21 protein-coding genes and 1 pseudogene are annotated in these 26,733 nt (G+C 70.7%); 9 read left to right on the top strand and 13 right to left on the bottom strand.

The features are described 5' to 3' along the window. Window positions 1–56 precede the first annotated feature (56 nt). On the bottom strand, window positions 57–1,082 hold the full coding sequence (locus BLV31_RS10460; protein ID WP_064061582.1) for a YlbL family protein: 1,026 nt from the start codon (window positions 1,080–1,082) through the stop codon (window positions 57–59). 115 nt (window positions 1,083–1,197) lie between these two features. Between BLV31_RS10460 and BLV31_RS10455 the strand changes: the two genes are divergently transcribed. The 3 genes from BLV31_RS10455 to BLV31_RS10445 all read left to right on the top strand — a co-directional run bounded on the left by BLV31_RS10455 (window position 1,198) and on the right by BLV31_RS10445 (window position 4,941). Beyond that, window positions 1,198–2,643, top strand: a complete 1,446-nt coding sequence (locus BLV31_RS10455; RefSeq protein WP_064061583.1) for a zinc-dependent metalloprotease — start codon at window positions 1,198–1,200, stop codon at window positions 2,641–2,643. A gap of 85 nt (window positions 2,644–2,728) precedes the next feature. Further along, window positions 2,729–3,619 (top strand): hypothetical protein, encoded by an 891-nt coding sequence (locus BLV31_RS10450; protein WP_019288462.1) that lies wholly within the window; start codon window positions 2,729–2,731, stop codon window positions 3,617–3,619. Then, window positions 3,616–4,941, top strand: a complete 1,326-nt coding sequence (locus BLV31_RS10445) for an ABC1 kinase family protein (protein ID WP_033097113.1) — start codon at window positions 3,616–3,618, stop codon at window positions 4,939–4,941. The genes BLV31_RS10450 and BLV31_RS10445 overlap by 4 nt, the downstream gene beginning before the upstream one ends. Before the next feature lie 19 nt (window positions 4,942–4,960). On the opposite strand, the gene BLV31_RS10440 is transcribed toward BLV31_RS10445, so the two are convergent. Both BLV31_RS10440 and BLV31_RS10435 read right to left on the bottom strand, forming a co-directional pair. Beyond that, window positions 4,961–5,278 (bottom strand): WhiB family transcriptional regulator, encoded by a 318-nt coding sequence (locus tag BLV31_RS10440; protein ID WP_371850682.1) that lies wholly within the window; start codon window positions 5,276–5,278, stop codon window positions 4,961–4,963. Window positions 5,279–5,939: 661 nt separating this feature from the next. Beyond that, a complete protein-coding gene (locus BLV31_RS10435; protein ID WP_174556241.1) occupies window positions 5,940–8,081 on the bottom strand; it encodes an ATP-dependent DNA helicase UvrD2 in 2,142 nt (713 codons plus the stop codon). A gap of 112 nt (window positions 8,082–8,193) precedes the next feature. Here BLV31_RS10435 and BLV31_RS10430 point away from each other — a divergent pair, with 112 nt between their 5' ends. Next, window positions 8,194–8,448: a mycoredoxin gene (locus BLV31_RS10430; protein WP_024101470.1), complete on the top strand. Its 255-nt coding sequence runs from the start codon at window positions 8,194–8,196 to the stop codon at window positions 8,446–8,448. A 126-nt stretch (window positions 8,449–8,574) separates the two neighbouring features. Here the strand turns inward: BLV31_RS10430 and nudC are convergent, their stop codons facing one another. Beyond that, window positions 8,575–9,474 carry an NAD(+) diphosphatase gene (nudC, locus tag BLV31_RS10425; RefSeq protein WP_006550265.1) on the bottom strand — a complete coding sequence of 300 codons (900 nt, stop codon included), beginning with the start codon at window positions 9,472–9,474 and terminating at the stop codon, window positions 8,575–8,577. 9 nt (window positions 9,475–9,483) lie between these two features. Beyond that, on the bottom strand, window positions 9,484–10,572 hold the full coding sequence (locus BLV31_RS10420) for a potassium channel family protein (RefSeq protein ID WP_006550264.1): 1,089 nt from the start codon (window positions 10,570–10,572) through the stop codon (window positions 9,484–9,486). 121 nt (window positions 10,573–10,693) lie between these two features. Between BLV31_RS10420 and BLV31_RS10415 the strand changes: the two genes are divergently transcribed. Together BLV31_RS10415 and BLV31_RS10410 are read left to right on the top strand one after the other, a co-directional pair. Then, window positions 10,694–11,083: a DoxX family protein gene (locus BLV31_RS10415; RefSeq protein ID WP_033097208.1), complete on the top strand. Its 390-nt coding sequence runs from the start codon at window positions 10,694–10,696 to the stop codon at window positions 11,081–11,083. 49 nt (window positions 11,084–11,132) lie between these two features. Next, a pseudogene (locus tag BLV31_RS10410) lies at window positions 11,133–12,198 on the top strand (NAD-dependent epimerase/dehydratase family protein). A gap of 7 nt (window positions 12,199–12,205) precedes the next feature. On the opposite strand, the gene BLV31_RS10405 reads toward BLV31_RS10410, so the two are convergent. Beyond that, window positions 12,206–15,562 carry an ATP-dependent helicase gene (locus tag BLV31_RS10405; RefSeq protein WP_064061585.1) on the bottom strand — a complete coding sequence of 1,119 codons (3,357 nt, stop codon included), beginning with the start codon at window positions 15,560–15,562 and terminating at the stop codon, window positions 12,206–12,208. Then, a complete protein-coding gene (locus BLV31_RS10400; RefSeq protein ID WP_064061593.1) occupies window positions 15,559–18,885 on the bottom strand; it encodes an ATP-dependent helicase in 3,327 nt (1,108 codons plus the stop codon). The genes BLV31_RS10405 and BLV31_RS10400 overlap by 4 nt, the downstream gene beginning before the upstream one ends. Before the next feature lie 154 nt (window positions 18,886–19,039). Between BLV31_RS10400 and BLV31_RS10395 the strand changes: the two genes are divergently transcribed. Together BLV31_RS10395 and BLV31_RS10390 are read left to right on the top strand one after the other, a co-directional pair. After that, window positions 19,040–19,825: an alpha/beta fold hydrolase gene (locus BLV31_RS10395; protein WP_006550259.1), complete on the top strand. Its 786-nt coding sequence runs from the start codon at window positions 19,040–19,042 to the stop codon at window positions 19,823–19,825. Between the two features lie 3 nt (window positions 19,826–19,828). Further along, a complete protein-coding gene (locus BLV31_RS10390; protein WP_006550258.1) occupies window positions 19,829–20,170 on the top strand; it encodes an MGMT family protein in 342 nt (113 codons plus the stop codon). Here BLV31_RS10390 and BLV31_RS10385 read toward each other — a convergent pair. The 3 genes from BLV31_RS10385 to BLV31_RS10375 are packed head-to-tail and all read right to left on the bottom strand — an operon-like array spanning window position 20,129 to window position 22,483. Next, complete coding sequence (locus BLV31_RS10385; protein ID WP_064061586.1) at window positions 20,129–21,493, bottom strand: DUF6297 family protein; 1,365 nt, start codon at window positions 21,491–21,493, stop codon at window positions 20,129–20,131. The two genes, BLV31_RS10390 and BLV31_RS10385, sit on opposite strands and share 42 nt — an antisense overlap. Continuing rightward, entirely contained in the window at window positions 21,484–22,137 is a 654-nt protein-coding gene (locus tag BLV31_RS10380; protein WP_064061587.1) for an ABC transporter ATP-binding protein, read from the bottom strand. The genes BLV31_RS10385 and BLV31_RS10380 overlap by 10 nt, the downstream gene beginning before the upstream one ends. Then, complete coding sequence (locus BLV31_RS10375) at window positions 22,070–22,483, bottom strand: DUF6412 domain-containing protein (protein ID WP_064061588.1); 414 nt, start codon at window positions 22,481–22,483, stop codon at window positions 22,070–22,072. Before BLV31_RS10375 ends, BLV31_RS10380 begins: the two co-directional genes overlap by 68 nt. Before the next feature lie 215 nt (window positions 22,484–22,698). Between BLV31_RS10375 and BLV31_RS10370 the strand changes: the two genes are divergently transcribed. Beyond that, on the top strand, window positions 22,699–24,435 hold the full coding sequence (locus BLV31_RS10370) for an NTP transferase domain-containing protein (protein ID WP_072740424.1): 1,737 nt from the start codon (window positions 22,699–22,701) through the stop codon (window positions 24,433–24,435). 1 nt (window position 24,436) lies between these two features. Here BLV31_RS10370 and BLV31_RS10365 read toward each other — a convergent pair whose 3' ends face one another. From BLV31_RS10365 to nirD, 3 genes are read right to left on the bottom strand one after another with little or no spacing between them, the layout of a single operon-like run. Then, on the bottom strand, window positions 24,437–25,165 hold the full coding sequence (locus tag BLV31_RS10365) for a sirohydrochlorin chelatase (protein WP_024101478.1): 729 nt from the start codon (window positions 25,163–25,165) through the stop codon (window positions 24,437–24,439). Next, window positions 25,162–26,301 (bottom strand): uroporphyrinogen-III synthase, encoded by a 1,140-nt coding sequence (locus tag BLV31_RS10360; protein WP_064061969.1) that lies wholly within the window; start codon window positions 26,299–26,301, stop codon window positions 25,162–25,164. The genes BLV31_RS10365 and BLV31_RS10360 overlap by 4 nt, the downstream gene beginning before the upstream one ends. Beyond that, entirely contained in the window at window positions 26,298–26,732 is a 435-nt protein-coding gene (gene nirD, locus BLV31_RS10355) for a nitrite reductase small subunit NirD (protein ID WP_006550251.1), read from the bottom strand. The genes BLV31_RS10360 and nirD overlap by 4 nt, the downstream gene beginning before the upstream one ends. Between the last annotated feature and the right edge of the window lies 1 nt (window position 26,733).

Raw genomic sequence — 26,733 nt, 5'->3', positions numbered from 1 at the left:
ATCACCGCACTGCCGGCCCCCGTGCGGCGCGCGGGATCGGCTGCCGACGGGCGGGATCAGCTGCAGGCGGGCGCGTCGCGCCCGTCCGCGATCGCTGCCAGCGCGTCGATCGCACCCTCGAGCGTCTCGACCTTCACGAGCTGCACACCCTCGGGGGCGCCGCTCTGCGCCTCCGCGCAGTTCTCGGCGGGCACCAGGAAGACGGTCGCGCCGTCCTCCGACGCCGCGGTGAGCTTGTGGGTGATCCCGCCGATCGGACCGACCATCCCGTCCGAGTCGATGGTGCCGGTACCGGCGACGTCCAGACCGCCGTTGAGCAGGCCCGGGCTGAGCTTGTCCACCACGGCCAGACTGAACATCAGGCCGGCGGACGGTCCGCCGATGTCGGCGAGGTTGAAGGTGACCTCGAAGGGCACCTCGGGAACCTCCTCGGTGGCGATGCCCAGGAAGCCCTTGTCCGGATCGCCGGGCCGGGGACCGACGGGAACGTCGAACGACTCCTCGGCATCGCCGCGCCGGACGGTGACGTCCACCGACTCACCGGGCGGCACGTCGCCGACCGCGCGCTGGACCTGGCCGGCCGTGCGCATCTCCTCGCCGCCGACGGCGACGATCCGGTCGCCCGCCTCGAGCAACCCGGCGGCAGGGGCGTCCTGGCCCACCTCGGCGATCCGCAGGGTCACCGGCAGGTCGAGATAGTGCAGGGCGGCGAGTTCGGCGGACCGCTCCGACTGGGCGAACTGCGCCTGGTCGACGGCCTGGACCTCGTCCTTGCTGCGGTCGGGCGGGTAGACCTGCTCGCGCGGCGCCACGCCGTAGCGCCCGCTGATCCAGGCGGTGAAGGTCTGCGCGAGGGTGAGATTGTCGGTGACCCCGACGGTCGTCATGAACAGACTGCCCTCGGTCTCGTCCGCCTCGATCCCCTCGAGCGCGACGACCGGGGTGCCCTCGATCTCCCCGAGCGTGTCGAAGACGGGGCCGGGGCCGAGCGCCACGTACGGCGCCCGGACGTTGAACGCCACGACCACAATGACGAGGATCGGGAGCACGAGCGCGAGCGGCAGGACGTAGCGACGATTCACCCGGCCAGGGTAACGGTCGCCCGACCACCCCCTTCACACCACGACCGTGTCGTGTTCGCCATGAGCGTGACCACGACGCCGGTCCCCGCCCTGGACGCCTTGTACCGTTGGATACATGAGCGACACGCCCTTCGGATTCTCGAATCCCGACGACGACCCCGACCGTAGGAAGGACGAGGGTTCCGGTAGCGGCGGAGCCGGTGGCGGCATGCCCTTCGGATTCGGACTCCCCGGCAGCGGTGGGGGCGACAACCCGTTCGGCGGTCAGGGCTTCGATCCCGCGCAGTTCGGTCAGATGCTCAGCCAGTTCGGCCAGATGCTCGCCGGTATGGGCAGCGCCATGGGTTCCGGCGGCGGCTCGGGTCCGGTCAACTACGACATCGCGACGAAGCTCGCACGTCAGCAGATCGGGTCCGTCGACCCGGTCTCGTCCCGTACCGTCGACGCCGTGACGGACGCTGCGCGCCTCGCGGAACTGTGGCTCGACGCGGCCACCACGCTGCCCGCGGGTGCGTCGAAGGTCGTGGCGTGGACGCCCGTCGACTGGCTCGACAACACGCTCGAGACGTGGAAGCGCCTGTGCGATCCGATCGCCGAGCAGGTCAACGGCATGATGCTGAACGGTCTGCCCGAGGAGGCCCGTGCGATGGCCGGGCTCATGCTCGGGATGTTCTCGCAGATGGGTGGGGTTGCTTTCGGCTCCCAGCTCGGCCAGGCCCTCGGCCAGTTGTCGAAGGAAGTGCTCACCTCCACCGACATCGGTCTCCCCCTCGGCCCGGAGGGCACCGCCGCTCTCCTGCCGGCCGCGGTCGAGAGCTTCGGTGAAGGACTCGAGCAGCCCGCTCAGGAGGTGCTCGTCTTCCTCGCCGCACGCGAGGCCGCCCACCAGCGCCTCTACAGCCACGTGCCGTGGCTGCGTCAGCGGATGCTGGCGACCGTCGAGGAGTACGCACGCGGCATCCGCATGGACATGTCGTCGATCGAGGATCTCGCCCAGGGACTCGACCCGTCGGCACTCACCGACCCGTCCAAGCTCGAGGAAATCCTCAAGCAGGGCGCGTTCGAACCCCAGACCACCCCGGAGCAGAAGGCCGCACTCGAACGACTCGAGACGATGCTCGCGCTCGTCGAGGGCTGGGTCGAGACGGTCGTCGCCGACGCGCTCGGCGAGCGGCTCCCGGGTGCCTCGGCCCTCACCGAGACCCTGCGCCGTCGCCGCGCCACGGGCGGACCGGCCGAGCAGACCTTCGCTACGCTCGTCGGCCTCGAGCTCCGGCCCCGGAAGGTGCGCGAGGCCGCTGCGCTGTGGCGACGCCTCACCACCGACGCCGGCACCGAGGCCCGCGACCATGTGTGGGCGCATCCCGACCTGCTGCCGGACTCGTCGGATCTCGACAACCCGACGGCCTTCGTCGATCGTGTGATCGGCGGTGGCACCGGAGCCTTCGAGGATCCGATCGCCCAGCTTCAGGCGACCATGGAACGTGAGCAGGCCGAACGGGATCGCGCGGCCGAGGACGGATCCGGCGAGGACCGGCCCGGGGACGACAGCACCTCCTAGAACGACCCGATAGAGGCACCCGCGCCTGTGGACAAACTGCTCCTCGTGAGCCGTCCACGGGCGCGGATACTGTCAGTCTGTCTCCATGATCACCGCATCGCGCGAGACGACCACGAATCCCGCGCCGGCCGAGGCTGCGGTTCTCCGGGTCGATCCGGAACTGGCCGTGCTCGAGCGGTCCGACGGCTCGCTCCAGCTCGGCTGGGGTCCCGGCACCGCGACCGTCGTCCTGCCACCCCAGGGCATGGACAGCTTCGACCTCGGCGTTCTCGTCCGACTGCTCGACGGCCGGCTCACCCTCGACGAGGTGCTGGACGTCGCAGCCGAGCGCGGGCTTCCGTCCGGACGGGTCCGGCAGGTGCTCGATGAGCTCACCGCGACGGGTGCGGTCCGGCAGGTCCCCGCGTCGCCCGGTCCGGCGCGACCGCGGCGGGTGCGGGTCCACGGCTCGGGTCCGCTCGCTTCGGCGATCGTCGAGGATCTCCCGGTATGGGATGTGCGGTGGGTGCGCTCGTCGTCCGGTGACGAACTGCAGGACCCGGCCGACTGTGTCGTCCTCGCCGACGGGCAGGTGCCCGACCCCCATCTCGTGAACATGCTCGTGCGGGCCGGTGTCCCCCATCTCGCGGTGCGGATCAGGGACGGACGCGGCATCGTCGGCCCGTTCGTACTCCCCGGCCGGAGCAGTTGTCTGCGCTGCGCCGATCTCGTGCGGGCCGATCTCGATCCGTCCTGGCCGCGACTGGCGAGTCAGCTGTACGGGCGGCAGGGCCACGCCGGCAGGGCGGTGACGTCGGCGACCGCGGCGATGGCCGTCGGCCAGATCGAGGCGTTCCTCTCCGCAGATCCGTCCGTGACCCCGGCGGTCGACCGCACACTCGAACTGGACCTGCGAACCCACCGCATCGTCACGCGCCGATGGTTCCGTCACCCCCGGTGCGACTGCTCGGCCATCGCTCGGGTCGGTCAGGCATGATGGGGGGCGTGCCAGACATCCCTCGCAGAAGCTCGTCCCGCACTGCCAAGCTCGCGAGCATTCCTCTGGGAATCGCCGGGCGCGCCGCTGTCGGTTTCGGCCGTCGACTCGCCGGTGGAGATCGGGAGGAGATCGACGCCGAGATGACGGCGAAGGCCGCCGAACAGTTGTTCAGTGTGTTGGGCGAACTCAAGGGCGGCGCCATGAAGTTCGGCCAGGCCCTGAGCGTGATGGAAGCCGCCGTCCCGGAGGAGTTCGCCGAGCCGTATCGGGAGGCGCTCACCAAACTGCAGGCGGAGGCCCCTCCACTGCCCGCCCAAGCCGTGCACCGCGTGCTCGACCAGCAACTCGGCACGAAGTGGCGTGAGCGCTTCGAGTCGTTCGACGACGTGCCCGTCGCGTCGGCCAGTATCGGCCAGGTGCACCGGGCCGTGTGGTCGGACGGACGCGAGGTCGCGGTGAAGGTCCAGTACCCGGGCGCCGACGAGGCTCTGCGCGCCGACATGCGCACGCTGTCCCGGTTCGCCGGATTGTTCGCCACGATGATGCCGGGTGCCGATGTGCGTGCGCTGCTCGACGAGTTGTCCGCACGCACCGAGGAAGAGCTCGACTACCGGATCGAGGCCGACAACCAGCGAGCCTTCGCGAAGGCCTTCGCCGGCGACGAGAAGTTCGTGATCCCGCGTGTCGTCGCGAGCGCCCCGAAAGTCGTCGTGACCGAATGGCTTTCGGCCACTCCGCTGTCTGTGATCATCAGCGGTGGCACGCGGGAGCAGCGCAACCGGGCCGGTGCGCTGCTCGCGGAGTTCCACTTCTGTTCGCCCGCGCGCGCCGGTCTGCTCCACAGCGACCCGCATCCGGGCAATTTCATGCTTCTCGACGACGGCCGTCTCGGAGTCATCGACTTCGGGGCCACGGCGTCGATGCCCGACGGCTTCCCGCCGGTGCTCGGACGGATGGTCCGACTCGCCCTCGAGGAACGTTTCGACGAACTCACCCGGCTGCTCTACGACAACAAGTTCGTCCTGCCCGGCCGCACGGTCACCGACGAGGAGATCGCCGACTACCTCCGGCCGTTCACCGACCCGATCCACACCGAGTCGTTCCACTTCACCCGCACATGGCTGCAGCGGGTGGCGGGCACGGCCACGGACTTCTCGAGTTCGACCTTCAAGACGGCTCGGACGCTGAATCTTCCGCCCGAGTACGTGAGTGTGTTCCGGGTGCTGCTCGGCTCGGTCGGCATCTGCGCTCAGCTCGACGCCGAGGCACCGTACATGCGCATCCTCAGTGAATGGCTACCCGGCTTCGTCGAGGAGTGACAAAGCCGGGCAACCGTATTCACGCACAGACCAGTTCCTTGCGGGGTTCGGGTAGCGGATTCTTCCGCGGCCGGCCCCGCGGCCGCTTGCGGGCCACGACGACACCACGGTCGATGATCTCCCCGCCCCACACGCCCCAGGGTTCCTCCCGCTCGAGAGCGGCGTCGAGACACTGGGCACGCACCGGGCAGCCCGCACACAGCGTCTTGGCGTACTCGAGATCGGCCGGGGTCTCAGCGAACCAGAGGTCGGGGTCGTTGTCGTGGCACGGCAGGGTGTCGCGGTCGGCGCGGGAGACCGCGAAAGTGTCGCTGCGCGACAGGATGTCGGTACGCATCTCGTCTCCTTCCGTTCGGTTCGGCAGGCTCGACGGGTATTCGCTCGGCACGTGAGCTCCTTCGTTGGTTCGGTGGAATGCGATGCGAACCCGGCCGGAGAACGAGAAAGGCCACGGTCCGCTGGGCGGGGTCCGTGGCCTGGAGGAGACGAAAGGTCTACCGGGAAACAGTTCCCGATCGACTTCCGACCACGGACGAGACGGCGGCGGCGTGCACACGTCGGCGTGCACGCGGCGCGGCTGCCACTGCGGGTGCCACAGATGTGGCGGTGCGAGTGGTAGCGGCGGCCCCAGCGACACGAGGGGCCGCTGCCGCTGCAAAAGCATCGAAACCGAGCATCGGGGCCACCTCACTTTCTCGTCGCGCACGGGCCGTCTCCCGTGACATCGTCATCCAGACTAGATTCGTGAGCACGATCGGCACAAGTTATTTTCTACCTGCGGTTTCGTGCCGCGTTCTTCGTCCCCGCACCAAAGTCGGAGGGCATGTCCCTCGCGACCACGAGACTCCTGCCCGACCTCGACGAGGCCGAACGCCTCGTCCTCGGGCTCGATGCGTTGCGCGCCGACGACGGCTCGAACAAAAGCACCTTCCGGGTGTTCCGCGACCGGCCGGGCACTACTTCTGCCTGTGCGCCGAATGAACACGGTCGGGTAGTCGTCAGAGGTCGAGGGTGTCGACGGTGCGCTCCCCCCGCACGAGGGCGAGCACGTCGGCACCGTACTGCTCGAGCTTCTTCGCCCCGATCCCCGGGATGGCGACCAGCGCACGATCGTCGCGCGGCTGCTGTTCGGCGATCGCGACGAGGGTGTTGTCGCTGAAGACGACGTAGGCCGGAACCTTCATCTCCTTCGAACGCGCCCGGCGCCATTCCTTGAGCGCGACCAGCAGATTCTCGTCGAGATCGGATGGGCAACCCTCGCAGCGGCCGAGCATGGTCGAGGTGGTGCCCATGAGCGGCTTGCCACAGACGCGGCATTGCGGGCGCTTCTTCCGCGGGGAGGACGGTTCGGCGATCTTCGACGCGGGTGAACTGTCGGGGATGAGCCCGTGAAGGAATCGAGAGCGTCGCCGCGACCGACGTCCGCCCGCCGTGCGGGACAACGCCCACGACAGTTGCAGGTGCACACGGGCTCGGGTGACACCGACATAGAGCAGCCGCCGTTCCTCCTCGATGCCGGCCTCGTCGGGCGGTGTGTCCTTGTCGCCGGTGACATGAGTGATCGGCAGGGTGCCGTCGGTGAGTCCGACGAGGAAGACGGCGTCCCATTCGAGGCCCTTCGCCGCATGCAGCGACGCGAGGGTGACGCCCTGGACCGTCGGTGGCTGGCGCGCCTCGGCACGGGCCGCGAGATCGCGCAACAGACCCTGCAGATCGAGATCGGGTTCGTGCTCGAGCAGTTCCTCGGTGAGCTGCACGAGCGCGACGAGCGACGCCCAGCGCTCGCGTGCCTGCGCACCCACCGGTTCGGTGTCGGTCAGGCCCAGCGGCACCAAGGTGGCCCGGACGAGGCTGCGCAGCCCGGCACCGCGACCGGCATCCTCCGGCAGGTCGTCGCGCGTACCCACCTGACGCAGGGCGTTGACCGCCTGCCGGACCTCCGCGCGGTTGAAGAAACCTTCACCGCCGCGCACCTGGTACGGGATACCCGCCTGCGTGAACGCCTGCTCGTAGGCCTCGGACTGGGCGTTGATGCGGTAGAGCACCGCGATCTCGGCCGCCGGGACCCCCTTGCCCATCAGCTTCGCGACGGCCTTGGCGACCGCCTGCGCTTCGGCGGGTTCGTCGTCGAACTCGGCGAAGGTGGGCTCCGGCCCGGACGGACGCTGACCGATGAGCTTGAGCCGGGTGCCGGCGATGCGGCCCCGCGCCGCACCGATCACGCGGTTGGCGAGGTCGACCACCTCCGGCGTGGAGCGGTAGTCGCGTTCGAGGCGCACGACCGTGGCGTCGGGGAACCGGCGGGAGAAGTCGAGCAGGTGCTTCGGGGTGGCGCCCGTGAACGAGTAGATGGTCTGGTTGGCGTCGCCGACCACCGTGAGGTCGTCGCGCGCGCCGAGCCACGCGTCGAGCACGCGCTGCTGCAGCGGCGTGACGTCCTGGTACTCGTCGACGACGAAGCAGCGGTAGCGGTCGCGGAACTCCTCGGCCACCGCGAGGTTGTCCTCGAGGGCCGCGGCGGTGTGCAGCAGCAGGTCGTCGAAGTCGAGATACATCCCGTCGCCCGACCGGGTCTTGAGCTGCTCGTACGTCTCGTAGACACGCGCGACCCGCTCGGGATCGGCCGGTGGGGTGCGGTGGGCGCGGGCGGCCGCGGCGGGATAGTCCTCGGGCGCGACGAGCGTGCCCTTGGACCATTCGATCTCGGACAGCAAGTCGCGCACGGTGTCGGTGTCGGTCGGGAAGCCGCACCGGTGCGCCGCCTGCGAGACCGCCGCGAACTTGCGATCGAGCAGTTGCCAGGGTGTGTCGCCGACCACCTGCGGCCAGAAGTACCGCAGCTGCCGCAGCGCAGCGGCGTGGAAGGTGCGGGCCTGCACCTGCGTACCGTCGCCACCGATGCCCAGGGCGCGTAGGCGGGAACGCATCTCCCCTGCCGCGCGGGCGGTGAAGGTGACGGCGAGGACTTGGCTCGCGGAGACGTGACCGGCCGAGACGAGATGGGCGATGCGGCGGGTGATCGTGCGGGTCTTGCCGGTACCGGCGCCGGCGAGCACGCAGACCGGCCCGCGTGGGGCGAGCACCGCTGCTGCCTGCTCGGGGTCGAGACCGTCCACCACATCCGCACACATGGCCTCCATCATGACAGCGACCGCCGACAGCGCAGCCCACCGGTGAGATCATCTGGTGTGGTGAGGACCACAGCTCACCCCGTCGCGGAACATGTTCGGCGGCTGTGATGTTCTCGAAGACATGACGCCCACCGACGCACCCGCCCTCACCGTCTACTCCACCACCTGGTGCGGTTACTGCAGGCGGCTGAAGACCCAGCTCGACCAGAACGGCATCCCATACGCCGAGATCGACATCGAGTCGGATCCGGCCGCCGCGGAGTTCGTCGGCAGCGTCAACAACGGCAACCACGTGGTGCCCACCGTCAAGTTCGCCGACGGCAGCACCGCGACCAACCCGTCGCTCGCCGAGGTCCAGCGCGCTCTGGGTCTGTAGCTCCCGCTCTTCCGGTAAGGCCGGTCGCGTTCGTCGCGGCCGGCCTCTCCCGTGTCCGGGCCCGACTCGATCCTGTGCCCTCTACCGCAGTGCCCTCTACCGCAGTGCCCTCTACCGCACGGACTGCTACTCCTTGGCCCAGCCCTCGAGCATCCCGCGCGCTATGGAGATCGAACCGGGCAACAACAGCGGGGCGTCCTCGGCGGACGCCCAGTCGCCAGTCGCCAGCGCCGCGCGGACCTCGTCACGAGTGAACCACCGCGCCTCGGTGATCTCCCCGTCGCGGAAGTCCAGCGCCTGCTCGGGATCGGCGATCGCCGCGAATCCGAGCATGAGCGATCGAGGGAACGGCCAGGGCTGACTGCCGAGATACCGCACGTCGCGCACCTCGACACCGACCTCTTCACGGATCTCCCGCACCACGCACGATTCGAGCGACTCACCGGCTTCGACGAAGCCTGCGAGAACGGAGAATCGCCGCTCGGGCCACACCGGTTGCCGGGCGAGCAGCACCCGGTCGTGTCCGTCGTGTACGAGGCAGATGATCGCCGGGTCGGTGCGAGGGAACTCCTGGTGTCCGGTCTCGGTGCTGATCCGCGACCAGCCGGACATCGTCGGACGGGTGGGCGAGCCGTCGACCGCGCTGTAGCCGGCGTTGTCGTGCCAGTTCAGCAACGCGACCGCGCTGACCATCAGATCGGCGTCGGCATCGTCGAGACGCTCGCCGATGCGCCGCAGATCGGCCACCGTGCCCGTCTGCGCCAGGACGCGAGACGCCCAGACGTGGTGTCCGTCGCGGATACCCAGGAAGATCGCGCCCTCGACCGGTTCGGGACCGAGCTCGGACGCCTCACCGAGCACGAGCGCGTTGTCGGAGACACGGACCTGGTTGCGACGATCGACCCGCAGGAGTTTCGCACCGGCCCAGCCGGCGCGCAGGGCGTCCTCGTCCGAACGCAGTTCCTCCGCCCGGTCGACGACGGTACGTGAGAGCAGCGGGGTACCCGACAAAGCGAAACCGGTCACATCAGCACCCTAGCCACGCATGGCGCCCGGCGACGAACCCACCAGCCGGATGTAGAGCAGTTTGTCGTTCGCTTCGAGCGCGTCGACCTCGGGCGAACCGATCCGCCACATCCGCCCGTCGCGGACGACGGCGAGCACGATGTCCTTGAGATGCCGCGGGGATCCCCCGACCTCGCTGGGGTCGACATCGCGTTCGGTGATGGCGAACCCGGCTTCCGGGGTGAGCAGGTCCTCGATCATCTCGACAACGTTCGGCGTGGTCGTGGCGATGCCGAGCAGTCGCCCCGCCGTCTCCGACGAGATGACCACCGAGTCGGCACCGGACTGACGCAGCAGGTGGGTGTTCTCCGACTCGCGGATGGCGGCGACGATCTTCGCGCGCGGGGCGATCTCGCGGGCGCTGAGGGTCACGAGCACCGCGGTGTCGTCGCGGTTCGCGGCGACGATCACCGCCGACGCGTGCTGCACCCCGGCGAGCCGGAGCACATCGGACTTCGTCGCCGAACCCTGGACCGTCACGAGGCCCTGGCCGGCCGCGGACTCGAGAACCACCGGATCGGTGTCGACCACGACGATCTCGGACGGGGGTACCCCGTCGCCGAGCATCGCGTCGACTGCGGTACGGCCCTTGGTGCCGTAACCGATGACGACGGTGTGATTACGCACGCGGCGCCTCCAACGCTGGATCTTGAATGCTTGCCGGGAACTCTCGGTCAGTGCCGACAGAGTGGTACCGACGAGCACGATGAGGAAGAACACCCGGAGCGGGGTGATCAGCAAGATGTTGATCAGGCGCGCTTCGGGTGTGAACGGGGTGATGTCGCCGTAGCCGGTGGTCGAGAGCGAGACCGTGGCGTAGTAGACGCAGTCCAGCAGCGACAGTTCGTCGCCCTGGGCGTCGCGGTAGCCATCGCGATCGAGGTAGACCACGACGACCGCGAGGAACAGCGCCGCGAACGCGTAGCCGATGCGACGCGCGATCGCGAGTCCGGGACTCGTCTGTTCCTGGGGTACGCGCAGCACACCGACGAGCGCGAAGTCGGGGCGCTCGGTGAGCTGATCGGAGCGGCTGAACCGCGCACGCAACCTCCCGGGCATCGCGGTGTCCCACCTTCCTGCTGTCGGCCTCCACTGGTGGCCACCCTCGGTCGTCGCGGTACCGAACGAACTGCGCCCGATACCGGATCGCAGCGTACCGCCGCGCGCTAGTGTGGCACGCATGTCCACGAAAGCGTCGCAGCGCTCTGCGATCCGGCTGGCAGGTCTACTTCTCGGCGTGGGGGTCCTGCATTTCGTGCGACCGGAACCGTTCGACGGCATGGTGCCCCGCGCCCTGCCGGGTGATGCCCGCACCTACACCTACGCCTCGGGGGTCGCGGAGATCGCCGTCGCCGGCGCGCTCGCCGTGCCCCGCACCCGGCGCCTCGGCGGTTCCCTGGCCGCGGCGCTGTTCCTGGCGGTCTTCCCCGCCAACGTGCAGATGGCCGTGACGTGGCTGCGCAGCCCGAAGCTCTCCCCCGCCGCCAAGGCGGTGTCGCTCGCCCGGCTCCCGCTGCAGGTCCCGCTCGTCACCGAGGCACTGAAGGTCCGCCGCACATCCTCCCGCTGAGCTGACCACACGCGGTGAGTGAGGTCACAGCGAGCGGGTATGCGTCGGTATGGACACCGCACGTGGTCTGAAGGTGGTCGTCGTCGGCGCGACCGGAAATCTGGGAACCGGGATCGTCGAGGCGCTCGGACGCGAACCCGACGTCGCCGAGATCGCCGGCGTCGCGCGACGACCGACGGAATGGACGTCCCCCAAGGCGACCTTCACGGTCGCCGACACCACCACCGACGACTTCCGCCCCATCGTGCGGGGCGCGGACGCGGTGATCCACCTGCCCTGGCTGTTCCAACCCACGCACCGCCCGGAGGTGACCTGGGAGAACAATGTGCTCGGCGCGATCTCTGTCTTCGAGGCGGCTGCCGCGGAGAAGGTTCCCGCGCTGATCTACTCGTCGTCCGTCGCGGCCTATTCGCCCGGACGCTCGACGGATCGCGTCACCGAGGACTGGCCCACAACATGGGTGGCCGGGTGCCGCCTATCCCCGCGAGAAGTCGTACCTGGAACGTTTTCTCGACACCCTCGAACTGCGGGCGCCGGAGATGCGCATCGTACGGATGCGGCCCTACTTCCTCTTCAAGCGCGAATCGGCGACCTCACAGCGACGCCTGTTCGTCGGCCCCCTGCTCCCGGGAAACCTGCTGCGCAGCGGACTGCTCCCCGTGATGCCGCTGGTCGAGGATCTGCGTGCCCAGGTACTGCACACGAGCGACGTGGCCGACGCCTTCGTCCGTGCGACCGTCCGGCCCGTCCGCGGCGCGTTCAACCTCGCCACGGAACCGCCCGTGGACGGCGCGTTCCTGGCAGAGATGTTCTCCGCCAGGAAGATCCCCGTACCGCGTGCAGCACTCCGCAAGGCCGTGCGGGCGGCCTGGCACGCACATCTCGTTCCGGCCTCCCCCGGCCTGCTCGACACCGTGCTGCAACTTCCATTGCTCGACAGCACGCGCGCCCGCACAGAACTGGGCTGGGAACCGCAGTATTCGCCGCCCGAGATCCTCGAGGAATTCCTGTCGGGACTGCGGGAGGGAGCCGGGATGCCCACCGCTCCCCTTGCACCCGATACCGCCGGACGCCGGGCACACGAAGTGGCCACCGGTATCGGGCAGCGCCCCTGAGGTTGCGTCACTCGCCGTCGGCACGCCCTCGCAGATTCCCCGCCTCGAGCACGAGGCGTTCGAGCATCGCCGCATTCGGCAGTTCCTCGGGCGCGACGGTGCGTCCGGTGCGGACGTAGTGGAAGGCCGCTCGGACCTTGTGCAGCGGCAGTTCGGCCGGTCGGCCGGTGAGCCGCTCGGTCCGCGCTGCCATCAACTGGGCCCAGGCGAGCCGGTAGGCGGCGAGCTGCACACCCACCGCGGCGAGCTTCTCGCCTTCCGGTTCGGCGCCGGTCTTCCAGTCGATGACCGTCCAACCGCCGTCCGGATCCTCGAAGACGGCGTCGATACGTCCGCGGATCACGGTGCCGCCCAGGGCCGTTTCGAACGGCACCTCGACCTCGACGGGGTTGCGCGACGCCCACTTCGACCGCAGGAATGCCTCCTGGAGCCGGTCGAAGTGCGAATCGTCGCCGTCCTCGTCGTCGGCACCGGGAAGCTCGTCGAGGTCGAGCAGGCGCGTCGCGCCGAATCTGCGCTCGAGCCACGCGTGGAAGGCAGTGCCGCGACGCGCGAGCGGATTGGGCCGGAACGGCAACGGACGACGCAGACGCGCGGCGAGGGCGTCGGGATCGGTGGCGAGATCGACGAGTTGGCTGACTGACAGCTGTGCGGGCAGCACCACCTCGGCGCTCTGCTCGGCGCGCTGTTCGCGTTCGGCCAGGAGCGCATCGACGTCGGTGGCCCACTCATCGGGATCGTCGTCGTATTCGGTCGGGAGGTCGGTCCGGTCGAACTCGGAGAGGACCAGTGCCGCGCCGCGTTCGACCTCGGTGCGCCGGGCACCGAGCGGGTCGCGCGGCCACAGTGCGCTGCGCGGTGAGGCCGTGAGCGGGTTCTCCTCCTCCGGTTCGGGTTCCGGAGCCCAGTGGTCGATCGCACCGAGTTCGGGCCGGGCCGTGACGATCTCGTGCAGTTCCTCGAGGAACTGCGAGGGTCCCTTCGGTTCGGATCCGGTGTCTGCCCAGTGGTGGGCGGAGACGAACAGTGTTCGTTCGGTGCGGGTGAGAGCGACGTAGAACAGCCGACGGTCCTCGTCGAGCTTGCGGCGCTTGAGCGCGTCCTTGTGGGAGTCGATGGCCCGCTCGAGCATCTTGCGATCGGAGAGGTCGTCGAGCTCGAGCACGGGCACACCGTCGGTGCTGCCCGGATCGTCGGCGGGCAGCACCCGGTCGCCCCGCAAGTGCGGGGGAAGTTCGGTCGTCGAACCGAGCCAGGTCGCGGCGGCGGTGGAGGATGGGAAGACCCCGGCAGCGACATGTGGGACGGCGACGACCTCCCATTCGAGGCCTTTCGCGGAGTGGACGGTGAGGACCTGCACGCGGTCGGGGTCGACTTCCACCTCACCGGGCGCGAGCCCCTGCTCGATCTCCTCCGCCGCCGCGAGATAGGACAGCAAACCGGGCAGGGTCGCGTTGGTCCGCCCCGCGTAGGACGCGACGACCGAGGCGAAGGCGTCGAGATGCTCGCGGCCGGCGACACCGCGTCGGCGGCCCACGCGGGCCTCGGTCTCGATGCCGATACCGAGCACACGCTCGACCTCGGCGACGAGTTCGGTGAGCGGCTGGCCGAGCCGCTCGCGCAGGGAGGTCAGCTCGCGACCGAGCGCGACGATGCGCGCGTAGCCGAACTTCGAATAGCGGCTGCTGTCGCCGGGATCGGAGATCGCATCAGCGAGACCGGCCTGGTCGGCATATTCACCGGGCAGCGCCGAATCGAGGGCGTCCTCGAGCGCGTCGGGATCGGTCACCGCCCCGGCGACACCCCAGCGTCCCGCGATGGCCAGTTCCTGGGCGCGCTCCCACAGTGCCTTCAGGTCGGCGGCACCGAGCTGCCAGCGGGCGCCGGTGAGCACCCGCACAGCTGCGCTCCCGGCCAGCGGATCCGCCGCCAGGCGCAACATCGCGAGCACGTCGGCGACTTCGGGCGTGTGCAGCAACCCGCCGATGCCGACGACCTCGACCGGAAGGTCGCGGGCGCGCAGCGCCTCGGCGATCGGAGCGGCGTCGGCGTTGCGCCGGACGAGGACCGCAGCGGTCGGCGGTGTGCGTCCGGCCTCGCGGGCGGCGGCGTACTCGTCGGCGATCCGGTCGGCGACCCAGTCGCGTTCCACCGCGACGTCGGAGTGCAACGCGAGGCGGACGTCGCCGGCGGCCGCGTCGGGGCGGGGACGCAACCGGCTGACCGACACCCCGCGATCGCGCAGAGGTTCGGACGAGACGTTCGCCAGTTCGAGGGCCTGCGGCGGATTGCGCCAGCTGGTGAGCAGTTCGCGGGTGGGTGCCGGCTCGCCGTCGGCCGCCGGGAAGTCGGTCGCGAACCGCGGCAGGTTGGCGGCCGACGCGCCGCGCCAGCCGTAGATGGACTGCATGGGATCGCCGACCGCGGTGACCGCGAGACCGGGATCGGCGCCACCGCCGAACAGGGCGGCGAGTAACACGCGCTGGGCGTGCCCGGTGTCCTGGTACTCGTCGAGCAGCACAGCCCGGAATCGTTCCCGCTCCCCGGCTCCCACCTCGCGGTGATCGCGGGCGACCCGCGCGGCGAGCGACATCTGGCTCCCGAAGTCGAGAGCACCTTCGCGGCGCAGTGTCTCGGACAGCCGTTCGACGAGCGGAAGCAACTGCAACCGCGCGTGCTGCGTCTCGAGGTATCCGAGCAGCGTCTTCGACGGTGCTCCGCGCTGCCCCGGGCCGGGCGGGAGGGTGTGCACCAGCTGTTCGAGTTCGACGTGGGCGTCGCGCAGCAGATCCGGCTCGACGAGGTGCTCGGAGAGCTGGCCGGACAGGGCGAGAACGGCCTCGGTCACCGATGCGGGATTGCGGTCGGTGTCGAGTTCGCCGTCCCACGAGCTGACCACGCGGTGCGCGACCTGCCACAGCTCGGTCTCGGACAGCAGCGTCGCCGACGGTTCGATGGGCAGCAGCAGACCGTGCTCGGTGAGCAGGCGACCGGCGTATGCGTGGTATGTGCTCACCTCGGGTTCGCTGCCGAGGATCCGTGCGCGCAACCCGCCGCTCGGATCGAGGTCGCGCAGGAGCGCCGATCCGGCGAGCTTGGCCAGGCGCGCCCGGATGCGGGCCGTGAGCTGCTGCGCGGCCTTACGCGTGAAGGTCAGGCCCAGCACCTGCTCGGGTTCGACGAGACCGTTGGCGACGAGCCACACCACCCGCGCGGCCATCGTCTCGGTCTTGCCGGCACCGGCCCCGGCGACGACCAGCATCGGGCCGGGCGGGGCCTCGATGACGGCGGCCTGCTCGGTCGTCGGCGGCAACTGTCCCAGTGCCTCCGCCAGGCGCTTCGCGCTCACCCGTGGTGCACTCATTCCCCTGTCACCTGTCTGCCTTCGTCGTGTGCCGGGCAGCTCGACAGCACCGGGCAGTGCCGGCACCCGTCGTTGACCCTCGCAACGAAGCGGGGGCCGCGGGTCGCGGCCGCCGCGTCGTGGATGATCTCCCGCCACTGCGCGAGACCGTCCTCGTCGAGGGGCAGCTGCACGCGCTGCGTCGCGCCTTCCTTGTTGTGCGGCTTCGCCACGAAGACCAGGCGCGCGCCACCGGGCTCCGATGCCGGTTCGCCCTCGATCGCGCCGGCCGCCGCGGCCACCTGGTAGGCGGCGAGCTGGGCATGATCGCGCGCGGCGTCCTTCGACACCGGGTTCTTCGCGGTCTTGACGTCGATGACGACCGGGCGGCCCTCGGCGTCGCGTTCGAGCCGGTCGATGCGACCACGGAGCCGCACGCGGGGCTTGTCGTCGGAATCGGGTTCGAGGATGCCGTCGACCTTGATCTCGACGCCGATCTCGGTGAGCTCTCCGCGTGTGCCCTGCAGCCACGTCGAGAAGGTGTCGAGCATGCGGCGGGTGCGTTCGAGCTCGCGGCGGGCATACCATTCGGCACCCAGATCGACCGAGTCCCATGCCTTCTCGAGGGCCTGGTCGATGCGGTCGGGAGGGATCCGCCCGGCGAGCGCCTGGACGAGGGTATGTACCAGCGTGCCGGTGACGGCATGGCTGTTCTCGCCGTCGGAACCGCCGTGGCGCTCGAACATCCACCGCAGCGGACACGTCGTGAGCTGTTCGACCGTGGACGGCGACAATCGCACCGCGTCGTCGTCGGGATCCCACAGCGGGTCGGCGGTGCTGGGATCGGCCGTGCCGTACCAGTCGTCGGGGTGGGCGCCGCGCACCCCGGCGCGCGCGAGCCGCGCGAGTTGCTGGGCGGCTCGCTGCTGTCGTTCGGGTTCGGTCTCGGCGATCTCGGGATCGCAGACCACGCTGCGCAGTTCGGCGACGAGGGCGGGCAGGGCCAGCACGCGGGTGCGGACCTCGTCGGGCACCGGTTCGGCCAGGAGGTCGTCGGGCGCGTCGAGGTCGTCGGTGCCGACACCGCGCAGTTCGTCGACGAAACGGGACCGGACCAGTTCGCTGTCGCCGCTCACCGAATCGACGGCGGTCACCAGAAGGTGGGTGCGGGCGCGACTGCACGCCACGAGGAACAGGCGTCGCTCCTCGGCGAGCAGCGGTGCGGTGCGGGAAAGCCGCGCACCGGCCTCGTCGCCGCCGTCGGCACCGGAGACCGCGTCGATCAGGGCCTCGATGCCGAGCAGGGTGCCGCGGGCGCGCAGGCTCGGCCACAGCCCTTCCTGGACACCGGCGACCACCACGACGTCCCATTCGCGACCGGCGGCGGAGTGCGCGCTGACGACCGTGACCGCTTCGGATTCGGCGGCGACACGGGTGCGAGCCGTCGCAGGGATCTCCTGCTCGGTGAGATAGTCGACGAACCCGGCGATGTGTGCGCGGGGCAGACGGTCGACGTAGTCGGCGGCGGCGTCGAACAGAGCGACGACGCCGTCGAGATCGCGGTCGGCCTGCGCCCCGATCGGCCCACCCCAGGCCGACGCGGCGGCCCATCGCCGTTCGAGTCCGGTGGCCTGCCATGCCTCCCACAGCACGTCCTCGAGACCGCCCCCGCGCAGCGCCGCCGAGCGGGCCTTGCGCAGCACACCGAGCACCTTCCTCAGCGGTGCGGCCTCGACGTCGGTCAGCCCGCGGATCAGATGCGAGTTCCCGGCGGTGTCGTCGCCCTCGGTGAGCAGGATGCGCAGCAGTTCGGCGGAGTCGCGGTCGTTGCCCGATGCTAGCTCGACCCGCCGCAGACCACGCCGCAGTCTCCGCAGCGCGACCGGTTCGGCACCGCCGATGGGCCCGGACAGCAGGGCAAGTGCTTCGTCCCCGCCGAAGCCACTGTCGGATACCGCGCGCAGCACGAGCAGCAGTCCCGCGACGCTGTGCTGGCGGGCCAGCGGGAGTTCGGAGGCGGCGGTCGTCATCGGGACGCCCGCCGCGAGCAGCGCGCGACGCAGCGGCGCGAGTACCCGCGGCACGGACCGGACAACGATCGCCATGCGCGACCACGGCACACCGTCGACGAGATGGGACCGGCGCAGGGTGTCGGCGACCAGTGCCGCCTCCTTGGCCTGCGACGAGCACACCGCCACGCGGACCTGCCCCGGATCGCCCTCCTCGACGCGGTGCCCGGCCATACCCCGGTGCGGCGGCAGGCCCGGCAGTCTGCGGGTGATCCCGTCGGCGAGGGACGCCACCTCGGGAGCGGCACGATGGTTGACACCCAACACGATGCGGCGCGATCCGTCGGCCTCGCCGAGGCTCTCGAGGAAGGAGGTGTCGGCGCCGCGGAAGCCGAAGACGGCCTGATCGGGGTCGCCGGCGATCGTGCTCGTGCGGGTGCCGGTACCGATCACGCGGACCAGGTCGGCGGCCTGCGGGTCGAGATGCTGGGCGTCGTCGACGAGCAGGTGGCGGATGCGGCCGCGCTCGGCGGCCAGCAGATCGGGATCGGTCGCGAACGCCGCGAGCGCCGCGCCGACGAGTTCGGCCGCGTCGAGTGCCGGAGCGGTGGCCTCCGGAGCTTCGAGACCGACGGCACCGCGAAGCAGCATCACCTGCTCGTAGCGCTCCGCGAAACGCCCGGCCGCGACCCATTCGGGCCGATTGCGGCGCTCCCCGAGCGCGACCAGATCCTCCGGGCCGAGACCGCGCTCGTTGGCGCGCAACATCAGGTCGCGCAGTTCGACGGCGAAGCCCGTCATGCCCAGTGCCGGACGCAACCGCTCGGGCCACATCCCGGCGCCGTCATCGATGTCGCCGCGCAGCAGTTCGCGCAGCACGGCGTCCTGTTCGGCGCCGGTGATCAGACGGGGCGGCGGATTGCCGTGCGCCGAGGCCTGCAACCGCAGCACCGCGAAGGCGTAGGAGTGGACGGTACGGACGAGCGGCTCGCGTGTGGCGCGGGGCACTGCGCCGTCGCCGAGCGCGATCAGACCGGCCGTGATCGCCTCGCGCACGGCGGTGGCGGCCCGCCGCGAATGCGTGAGGATGAGCACCGACTCGGGATCGGCGCCGGAGGCGATGCGGTGGACCGCGAGGTCGACCAGCAGGGACGTCTTGCCCGTGCCGGGACCGCCGAGGACCTGCCACGGCCGCCAGCGGAGAGAGGGCGGGGCGTCGTCGAACAGCACGCACACGTCGTCGGGCCACTCGCGGGCCACCGGCGCCTCGGCGGACCTGCGCACGAGGCGCGCGGCCGGGCGGCGGACGCGATCGGGGATCTGCGGTTCGGACATGCGCGAGACGGTGGCGGGCAGGTCGGTGACCTGCGCCCGTGGTGGGTGCAGGTCGGGGATGCCGGTATCGACGTCGAGCATGACCCCATCCCACCAGACGGGTACGACAGCGTCCGGGGCACACCGCGGAGTCACGACTGGGATAGTGGTCGGCGTGAGTGCCACGGATCTTCTGCACACCCATCTGTTCGGCCCCGTCGACGGACCGGAGGTCCTCGCCCTGCACGGACTCACCGGTCACGGCCGACGCTGGCGGAACCTCGCCGAACGACACCTGCCCCACCTGCGGTTCGTCGCTCCGGACCTCCGGGGTCACGGCCGGTCGCCGTGGACTCCCCCGTGGTCGTGCGAGGCGCACATCGCCGACCTGAAGGCCGTGCTGGACGCACACACCACCGGTCCCGTCACCGTGGTGGGCCACTCCTTCGGTGGTGCCCTCGCGCTGCATCTCGCCGCCGCGGTGCCCGACAGGGTGCGGGCGCTGGTACTCCTCGATCCGGCGATCGGCCTCCCGGCCGACCGGATGCTCGAGATCGCCGACCTCACCCTCCACAACCCCGACTACACGGACGAGGCGGAGGCGCGGGCCGAGAAGGTCCACGGCGACTGGGGCGAGGTGGCCCCCGAGTTGCTCGACGAGGAGATCGCCGAGCACCTCGTCGAACTCGACTCGGGGCGTGTCAACTGGCGGATCTGCGTACCTGCGCTGGTGACCTCGTGGGGCGAGCTGGCCCGCGGACCCGTCCTGCCGCCGGCCGGTATCCCGACGATCTTCGTGCAGGCCGGGAAGGTGCAACCCCCGTACACCACGTCAAATTTCCGTCGCGACCTGGCGGAACGACTCGGCGACGACCTGACCCTGCTCGAATTCGACTGCGACCACATGATCGACCAGGCGCGTCCCGCCGAGACCGCCGAACTCGTGGCCCGGATGGTGTAGCCGGTGGTCACCACGGACGAGCAGATCGAGCGGGTCCGCGAACTCGTGGCCTCCGTGCCCGCAGGCCGGGTCGCGACCTACGGCGACATCGCCGGTGCCGCGGGCCTGTCGAGTGCACGCACCGTCGGATGGATCATGCGGACCGATTCCGCCGACCTGCCGTGGCACCGCGTGGTCCCGGCGTCCGGGCGACCGGCCTCGCACCTCGCGCGCCGGCAACTCGCGCGTCTCGAACTCGAGGGCGTCCCGATCTCCGGCGACCGGATCGATCTCACCCGTGCTCGACACCGGTTCCCGCCGGGCTCAGGCGAGCACGGCGGCGAGCCACGCGCAGACGACGAGTAGGTCCGGTCCCCGTGCCCACTGCCGGAGCAGATCGACCGGAATCTGCCCGACGGCCGTCTCGAGGATCAGACCGTCGTACCCGATCGGAGGTCGCGTGCGCATCCGATAGGCGGCCGCGCACCCACCGACGATGACGATCACGACGCTCGCCACCGACGCACTCCCGGCGAATCCCGTCACGGCACCGGCGACGACCGCGGCCGACCCCGGGACCGCCGAGAGTGCGCGACGCAGATACGTGTCGCTCGTACCGAGCAGGACGGCGAAATCGGGATCGCGGCTCACGTCGCGCAGACCCGCACCGAAGATCGTCGCCACGGTGAAGACGGCGACGAGCTGCACCACGACAGCGGCGGGCGGCGATACGACCGACATCAGCACCACGACGCCGAGCAGCGCCACGCACGCGACGAGCACGGGTGTGGGCCTACGGACATGGCGGAGCAGATCGGAACGGACGAGTGCCGCGATCCGGCGGCGCGGCAGGGCCCGCGAGCGGCGGGATCCGATGCGCAACCAGGCCTTCCGTTCGACCACGCCTGTCAGCAGCGAAGGATCGAGTGCCGTGAACGACGCCGACACACCGACCGCGGTGTCCGATCCCACCCTCCACTCCGGTGCAGCGATCCTGTCGCATCGACGCAACGCCGAGACCGCCGGTGCCGCAACGGCGATCCACGCCCCCACCACGAACAACGGTCCCGGCGGTGGCACCGCGACGCCGACGGCGGCGACCGTCACCACGCCCGGAACGGCGACGAGGCACAGCCCGACCACGACCCGCACGACCGCGGGCACGAGTACCCGGCACTGCACGAGCATCGGAAGGGCGACGGCACCGACACCGAGAGCGGCAGCGAGACATGTGAACGCGACGCGCCCCTCCGGGGTGGTCACGAACGTCGCGAACCGTCCCGCGAGAGCACCCGCGATTGCACCGCAGATCAGGAGCGCCGCGACTCTCGGGTGGAGTGCCGCACCGCGATCCACCGGTGTGGACAGCAGCCAGAACTCCGTCTCGGTACCGCACGTCACCGGACCTGCGGCCCGGGTGGACGCCGTCCCCGCAGCGACCGCGATCGCGACGACGGCCCATCCCCACGCCGAGGTGCACCCCGAATCGCGCACGATCGGGTCCCCGCACGCGAAGGTCGTCGCCGGAAGGGAGAACAACCACCACGCCAGTCCCCCGCCGACATACAAGCCGAGGACGACCAGCACAGCGAGGGCCGGACGATCCACCAGCGGCGCGCGCCGGCGCTCGAAGGCGTGACGGAGCGCGCGGAGGTCGCGCGCGCTGGGGACGGTTCCGGTCAGCTCCATCGGTCCGCCTCCACCACCTGGTCGGCGACCGCGTCCACCAGCGCGACATCGTGCGAGACCATCAGCACGGTGCCGCCCGCGCGCTTCTCGGCTTCCAGGGTGGACGCCAGCCACCGGCGACCGGCGTCGTCGAGATGCTGTTCGGGTTCGTCGAGGACGAGCAACCGCCGGGGCCGTACCAGCGCGGAGGCCAGCGCGAGCCGGCGGCGTTGCCCGCTCGAGAAGGTCAGCGGCAGTCGATCGGCCGACGCGGCGAGACCGACCTCCTCGAGGACCTGTGTCGCCGCGTCGAACGGGTCGGTCACGCCGTGACCGGTGGCGACGAGTTGCAGGTGTTCGTGCGCGGTGAGATGCGCGAATGTCGCCACGTCGCCGAGGACTGCGGCGACCTGCCGTCGCAGCGTCGGCGAGCTCTCGTCGACGGGGACGCCGTGGATCTCGACAACGCCCTCGTCGAGTCGGTCGACGCCGACGACGCATCCGAGCAGGGTGGACTTGCCGGTGCCGTTCGCGCCGATCACGGCGCAACATCGGCCGGGGGCGACGTCGACGTTCACCCCGGTGAAGACGGTCAGGTCACCGAACGAGCGGTGGGCGTTGCGGACGGACACAGCGGGTGTGCCGTGCGGATAGGGATCGAACATGGAGAATCTCCCGGTGTTCCTCGTCGGACGGAGTGTCGAGGGCGAGGACGGAACCGGGTGAGCGCGGACGTGGCCGTCCGGCGGTGTCGGGGTGGGAGTGGCGGCGGAACCCGCCGCGCAGACGTCGTTCCTCGGAGGTCGGGCCCCGGATGCTGCGACCGAAGGCGAACAGCGGATCCTCCGCGGCGGCGACGAACGTGAGTGCTGCGACGACCACCACCAGCAGGCCGAGGAGCAATCCGGCGGTGTCGCCGGTGGAGACCGCGGTGACCGGAACGACCGCGGAGACGAGCCAGGACATGAGGACGACGAACACCGCCGCGCCGTTCCGCCAGCCGAAGAACATACCCGGCAGTCTATCCGCGACACGGCAGTGCGATCGGTGCCGGACACGGCAGTGCGATCGGTGCCGGACACGGCAGTGCGATCGGTGCCGGACACGGCAGTGCGATCGGTGCCGGACACGGCAGTGCGATCGGTGCCGGACACGGCAGTGCGATCGGTGCCGGACACGGCGAGTACAGACGATCACGAGCGCGGCGGATGAGGCAGCATGAAGACATGAGCACGCTCACCCACGTCGAAGCCGTGATCGTCGCGGGAGGCCGCGCGACCCGCATGGGAGGCGTCGACAAGCCCGCTCTGACCGTCGGCGGCCGCAGGATGCTCGACACCGCCCTGGGCGCGGTCGAGGGGTGCGCGCGGGTGACGGTGGTGGGTCCGCACCGCGACGATCTCGACCTGCACGTGCTGCAGATCCAGGAGACACCGCCCGGCGCGGGTCCGGTCGCGGCGCTGGCAGCGGCGGATCCGGTCGCCGATCTCGTGGTCACTCTCGCCGCCGACCTTCCGTTCGTCACACCGACGACGGTTGCGGCCCTGCTGGAGGCCCTGAACGAGGATGCGACGGCCGAGGCCGCCTTCGCGGTGGACGACACCGGCCGGGTGCAGTTCCTGCTCGCCGCGTGGCGGACACCGGCGCTGGCCGCGCGTCTGGACTCTCTCGGTGGAGACGTCGCGAACCGGCCCATGAAGGCGTTGTTGCCCGAGCGGTACGTCACCGTCTCGGTGTCCGAGGCGACCGACTGCGACACCCCTGCCGATCTGGAGGCGGCGCGCGCCGGATCCGCGACCACCCGTGTGGCCGCCGATCCGGACCAGGCGCGGAGAATCCTACGGGAAGCGTTGTCGCCGTTGCCTTTCCGCACCGTTCCGGTCGAGGAGTCGCGGGGCGCCACATTGGCGGCTCCGCTCGTCGCGGTGGAGGCGTTGCCTCGCGTCCGCACCTCGGCGATGGACGGTTACGTGGTGGCGGGCGACGGACCGTGGTTGTTGCGCAACGAGATCCGCTACGCGGGCGACGGAGGCTCGCTCACGCTCGGCGACGGGGAAGCGGCCCGGATTGCGACGGGCGCCCACCTGCCGGCCGGCGCGACCGCCGTCGTGCGCGACGAGTTCGTCCGCATGGAAGGCGGTCTCGTCAGTCGCCTGCCCGATGCGCCCGTGCGCGACGACGCGCGGCGCCGCGGGGAGGACTGGGAGTCGGGGACGGTCCTCGCCGAGGCCGGCACCGCCGTGAGCCCGGCGGTCGCCTCCGCGGCCGCCAGCGGTGAGGTCACCGAACTCCGGGTGCGAGGTCCTCTACGGGTGCATATAGTGCTCACCGGCGACGAGATCCGACGCACCGGCCCTCTGCGCGAGGGGCAGACGCGCGACTCGCTGGGTCCGGTACTCCCGGACTTCGTCCGCTGGTGCGGCGCCACGGTGGTCGGTGAAGGGCATCTCCGCGACACCGCCGACGGATTCGATGCGTTGTTCACGGGCACCGATGCCGATGCGATCGTCATCGTTGGCGCGACGGGCGGTGGCGCCGCCGATCAGTTGCGCGGTGCGCTGGCGCGGGCCGGCGCGCAGGTGGTCGTCGAACGGGTGCGGTGCAAGCCCGGCGGATCACAGGTCGCGGCGACGCTGCCGGACGGCCGTGCCGTGCTGGGACTGCCCGGGAATCCGGTGGCGGCGGTGTCGACGCTGCTGGTGCTGCTGCCTGCGATCGTCGACGGCCGCACCCTCCGCACCCCGGCGACTCCTGTGACCGCTCCGCTGGCGAACGCCTCGGAGGTCGTCGGCGACATCACGCGGTTGCTCCCCGCCCGCCAGGACGTGCAGGGACGATGGTTGTGCGACAACACGATTCGTACCGCGCATCTCGCCGGCCTCATCGGGCGCAGCGCGATCGCCGTGGTGCCACCGGGAGCGGTGGACGGCGACCGCGTCGAATTGCTGCCGCTCCCCCGCTGATTCAGGCGCGGTGGCGAGCCGCTCCCACGGGAGCGAGGCGCAACGCGTCGACTGCGGAGCGGTAGCGCCGGGCCACGAGGTCGACGACGGGTTCGGCGACACCGATCGGCGCAGCGACGCCGTCGGCACCGACCTCCGCCAGGCGGTGGTGGAACAGACCGTCGGCGAGAAGATACGACGCGACGAACACCCGGTGTGCGCCGCCGGCGCGGACCTCGTCCACGACGGTCGCGACCCGCGGTTCTCCGGTGGCGATCCATCCGACGCGCACCGGGGTCTGCACGAGCGACGAGACCATGCGGGCCGTCACGTGGACGTCGTGGCGGGCGCGAGGGTCGGACGAGCCGGCGGCCGCGAGAACGACGTCGTCGCCCTCGACCCAGCCGGCCTGCCGCAACCGCTCGACGAGGACACGGGCGAGAGCAGGATCGGGACCGAGCGCGGGGGTGATCGTCACCGCGTCGTTCCCGCCGGCCGCGACCTCGCGCGGAACGTCGGTGTGCACGTGATAGCCGGAGGCGAGGAAGGCGGGGACGAGCACGGTCGGACGGCCGGTGTCGCGCAGGACCTCCGAGGGCGACGGTCCGAGGACGTCGACGAAGGCGACACGGGTGGGGCCGACGCGGGAGGAGACGGCATCGGCGAGCGCCGCGATCATGTCGACACCGCGCGGATTGCGGGTGCCGTGCGCAACGAGCAGGAGCGCCGGGTCGGCGTGTGTACCGGTCATGGATGCATTCCTTCCGGGTCGACGGCGAGGCGGTAGCCGCGCTTGACGACGGTCTGCACGATCGCCGGTGCGCCGAGAGCCGAGCGCACCCGGGCGACCGCGGTTTCGACGGCGTGAGTGTCGCCGCCACCGCCGGGCAGGGCCGCGAGGAGTTCCTCGCGGGAGACGACGAGACCGGCGCGCGCGACGAGTGTGCGCATCAGGGCCATCCCGGTAGGGGGAAGGCACCGCACGGTGCCGTCGACGATCACGCAGCGCCCTCGCGGACTGAGTACGTGACCGCCGGCCTCGATGCGCACAGCCCGCCGGGGCAGTTCCTCGGCGATGTGCCGGGCCAGCGAACCCAGCCGGGATCGGGTGGGCATGCTGACGGGTACGTCGAGTTCGGTGAGCGGTGCCGCGGTGACGGGACCGACGCACACCGCGGTGACGCCGGTCCGCAGCGACCGGAGCATCGGCTCGAGCCAGCCGGTCTCCTTGGCCCGCATGAGCATCGACGCGACGGCCGGTGCACTGGTGAAGCTCACGGCGTCGAGTCCGCGTTCGACGATCTGCTCGATCATCCGGTCGAGCGCGGTGAGATCCTCGGGGGCCGTCCATCGGTAGACCGGGACGGGCACGACGTCGGCGCCCGCAGCGCGCAGCGCATCGCACACGTCGGTCCCAGGCTCCCATTCGGTGCGCTCGCCGTGCAACTGCACCGCGATGCGGCGGCCGGCGACCCCCTCCTTCAGCAGAAGTTCGAGCACCTCGGCGGACGATTCCGAGGAAGGAGACCACTCCTCGCGGAGTTCGGCGGCCCGGATCGCGCCCGTGACCTTCGGGCCACGGGCGAGGATCCGGCTCGAGCCGAGCGCCTGCGCGAGGTCGTCGGCGAGTCCCCAGCCCTCCGCTGCACCCATCCACCCGCGGAATCCGATCGCCGTGGTGGCGATCGTGATGTCCGGGGGCTGCGCGACGATGCAGCGGGTGACGCGCTCGAGCTCGTCGTCGTCGGACAGCGGAATGATGCGGATGGCGGGGGCGTGCACGACCTCGGCCCCACGCCTGGTGAGGAGCGTGGCGAACTCGTCGGCACGCCGAGCTGCCGTCACGCCGATGGTGAATCCCCGCAACGGCACGTTGTCGTCGCTCACGAACCCTCTCCGGTCGGCCCCTCGTGCCGCTGGTCACGGGGGACGAGGCTGTGGATCTGGACGACTCCCGCCCATACGCGCACCTCGTAGACGGGCAGACGCACCGACGGATCGTCGAGGTACCGGCCGTCGTCGAGGGAGAAGACCTGCTTGAGCAGCGGCGACGCCACGGTGGGCTCTCCGCCCCGGTCGCCCACGATACCGCGGGACATCACCGCGGCGCGGCCGAACGGATCGAAGTTGCTTACTGCACGCAGCGTTCCGTCGTCGAGCAGGAACAGGGCCACCTGCTCGCCGCCGCGCAGCAGCACGGCCACGCCGCGGCCCGGAATGAGATGGCTGAGCGGACAGGCCGAGGTCCATTCCAGTCGCCCGTCGAACACGCTGTCGCGCGTCGATCCCCCTACGGTGTGCGTCTCGATGACGGTCATC

It is taken from the genome of Rhodococcus pyridinivorans (assembly GCF_900105195.1).
GTDB classification, from domain to species: domain Bacteria; phylum Actinomycetota; class Actinomycetes; order Mycobacteriales; family Mycobacteriaceae; genus Rhodococcus; species Rhodococcus pyridinivorans.
Note: the sequence above shows the minus strand (reverse complement) of the source record. Positions and strands in the feature narration are given on the sequence as shown.

Coding starts and splice junctions, on each gene's coding strand:
- BLV31_RS10455 (WP_064061583.1), top strand. CDS start 1,198: ATGAGCGACACGCCCTTCGGATTCTCGAATCCCGACGACGACCCCGAC.
- BLV31_RS10450 (WP_019288462.1), top strand. CDS start 2,729: ATGATCACCGCATCGCGCGAGACGACCACGAATCCCGCGCCGGCCGAG.
- BLV31_RS10445 (WP_033097113.1), top strand. CDS start 3,616: ATGATGGGGGGCGTGCCAGACATCCCTCGCAGAAGCTCGTCCCGCACT.
- BLV31_RS10440 (WP_371850682.1), bottom strand. CDS start 5,278: ATGCGTACCGACATCCTGTCGCGCAGCGACACTTTCGCGGTCTCCCGC.
- BLV31_RS10435 (WP_174556241.1), bottom strand. CDS start 8,081: ATGGAGGCCATGTGTGCGGATGTGGTGGACGGTCTCGACCCCGAGCAG.
- BLV31_RS10430 (WP_024101470.1), top strand. CDS start 8,194: ATGACGCCCACCGACGCACCCGCCCTCACCGTCTACTCCACCACCTGG.
- BLV31_RS10420 (WP_006550264.1), bottom strand. CDS start 10,572: ATGCCCGGGAGGTTGCGTGCGCGGTTCAGCCGCTCCGATCAGCTCACC.
- BLV31_RS10415 (WP_033097208.1), top strand. CDS start 10,694: ATGTCCACGAAAGCGTCGCAGCGCTCTGCGATCCGGCTGGCAGGTCTA.
- BLV31_RS10405 (WP_064061585.1), bottom strand. CDS start 15,562: ATGAGTGCACCACGGGTGAGCGCGAAGCGCCTGGCGGAGGCACTGGGA.
- BLV31_RS10400 (WP_064061593.1), bottom strand. CDS start 18,885: ATGTCCGAACCGCAGATCCCCGATCGCGTCCGCCGCCCGGCCGCGCGC.
- BLV31_RS10385 (WP_064061586.1), bottom strand. CDS start 21,493: ATGGAGCTGACCGGAACCGTCCCCAGCGCGCGCGACCTCCGCGCGCTC.
- BLV31_RS10380 (WP_064061587.1), bottom strand. CDS start 22,137: ATGTTCGATCCCTATCCGCACGGCACACCCGCTGTGTCCGTCCGCAAC.
- BLV31_RS10375 (WP_064061588.1), bottom strand. CDS start 22,483: ATGTTCTTCGGCTGGCGGAACGGCGCGGCGGTGTTCGTCGTCCTCATG.
- BLV31_RS10370 (WP_072740424.1), top strand. CDS start 22,699: ATGAGCACGCTCACCCACGTCGAAGCCGTGATCGTCGCGGGAGGCCGC.
- BLV31_RS10365 (WP_024101478.1), bottom strand. CDS start 25,165: ATGACCGGTACACACGCCGACCCGGCGCTCCTGCTCGTTGCGCACGGC.
- nirD (WP_006550251.1), bottom strand. CDS start 26,732: ATGACCGTCATCGAGACGCACACCGTAGGGGGATCGACGCGCGACAGC.